A 1,417-nucleotide genomic window follows, 5' to 3' on the forward strand; every position below is an offset into this window, starting at 1 on the left:
TTCCGATCTGCGTGGCCAAGAAGCAAGGTGCCATCGAGATCGAGGGCACTGTCGTCGAGTCTCTTCCGAACGCCATGTTCAAGGTCGAGCTCCAGAACGGCCACCAGGTCCTGGCACACATCAGCGGCAAGATGCGCATGCACTACATCCGCATCCTCCCTGACGACCGGGTCGTGGTGGAGCTGTCTCCGTACGACCTGACGCGTGGCCGGATCGTCTACCGCTACAAGTAGATCTTGCCCGCACCCCGGGAACCTTGCGGGGTGATGGCACTGACCCGGAGAACCTCACCATGAAGGTCAAGCCGAGCGTCAAGAAGATCTGCGACAAGTGCAGGGTGATCCGCCGTCACGGTCGGGTCATGGTCATCTGCGAGAACCCGCGCCACAAGCAGCGCCAGGGCTGACGCACGACCGATCCCTCTGCACCCGCAGAGATTCGCGCGACGCAAGCTGAATTTGTTCATACGCAGAATCCAGGCGCCGAAGGTGCCTGACACCCCCGGTTCGGAGGCCGGGGACCCAGTTCGTACCTGGTACGGCGGCTGGGAGCCGGTTCTGCGGAAGACCTCCGAAGATCACCAGGAGCCATTGAATGGCACGCGTTTCCGGTGTTGACATCCCGCGCGAAAAGCGCGTGGAGGTCGCCCTCACCTACGTGTTCGGCATCGGCCGGACACTCTCCCAGCAGACGCTGGCCGAGACCGGTATCGACCCGAACACCCGTGTCCGGGACCTCACCGAAGAGCAGCTCGTCGCGATTCGTGAGTACGTCGACAACAACATCAAGACCGAGGGTGACCTCCGTCGCGAGATCCAGGCCGACATCCGCCGCAAGGTCGAGATCGGCTGCTACCAGGGTCTGCGTCACCGTCGCGGCCTGCCCGTCCGCGGTCAGCGCACCAGCACCAACGCCCGCACCCGCAAGGGCCCGCGTCGCGCCATCGCCGGCAAGAAGAAGCCGGGCAAGAAGTAGTCCTCAGCGGACAACGCTTCATCAGCGGTCTTCGCTGTAGGACCGACCACCTCCCCGTAGGAGTTTGTAGATGCCCCCCAAGGGTCGTCAGGGCGCTGCCAAGAAGGTGCGCCGCAAGGAAAAGAAGAACGTCGCTCACGGCCACGCGCACATCAAGAGCACGTTCAACAACACGATCGTCTCCATCACGGACCCGTCGGGCAACGTGATCTCCTGGGCCTCCGCCGGCCACGTCGGCTTCAAGGGTTCCCGGAAGTCCACGCCGTTCGCCGCGCAGATGGCCGCCGAGTCGGCTGCCCGCCGCGCCCAGGAGCACGGCATGCGCAAGGTCGACGTGTTCGTGAAGGGCCCGGGTTCCGGTCGTGAGACCGCGATCCGCTCCCTGCAGGCCACGGGCCTCGAGGTCGGCTCCATCCAGGACGTCACCCCGACCCCGCACAAC

At 64.6% G+C, this 1,417-nt stretch carries 4 protein-coding genes; all 4 read left to right on the forward strand.

The window, feature by feature from the left end:
* Positions 1–11 precede the first annotated feature (11 nt).
* Entirely contained in the window at positions 12–233 is a 222-nt protein-coding gene (gene infA / locus ABZ646_RS46610; RefSeq protein ID WP_003948620.1) for a translation initiation factor IF-1, read from the forward strand.
* A 59-nt stretch (positions 234–292) separates the two neighbouring features.
* A complete protein-coding gene (gene rpmJ, locus ABZ646_RS46615) occupies positions 293–406 on the forward strand; it encodes a 50S ribosomal protein L36 (RefSeq protein ID WP_003998809.1) in 114 nt (37 codons plus the stop codon).
* A 188-nt stretch (positions 407–594) separates the two neighbouring features.
* Entirely contained in the window at positions 595–975 is a 381-nt protein-coding gene (rpsM, locus tag ABZ646_RS46620) for a 30S ribosomal protein S13 (RefSeq protein WP_031167100.1), read from the forward strand.
* Positions 976–1,045: 70 nt separating this feature from the next.
* On the forward strand, positions 1,046–1,417 hold a 372-nt coding region (gene rpsK, locus ABZ646_RS46625; RefSeq protein WP_360533855.1), incomplete at its 3' end, for a 30S ribosomal protein S11.

This window comes from Streptomyces sp. NPDC007162 (assembly GCF_040634175.1).
Lineage (GTDB): Bacteria > Actinomycetota > Actinomycetes > Streptomycetales > Streptomycetaceae > Streptomyces.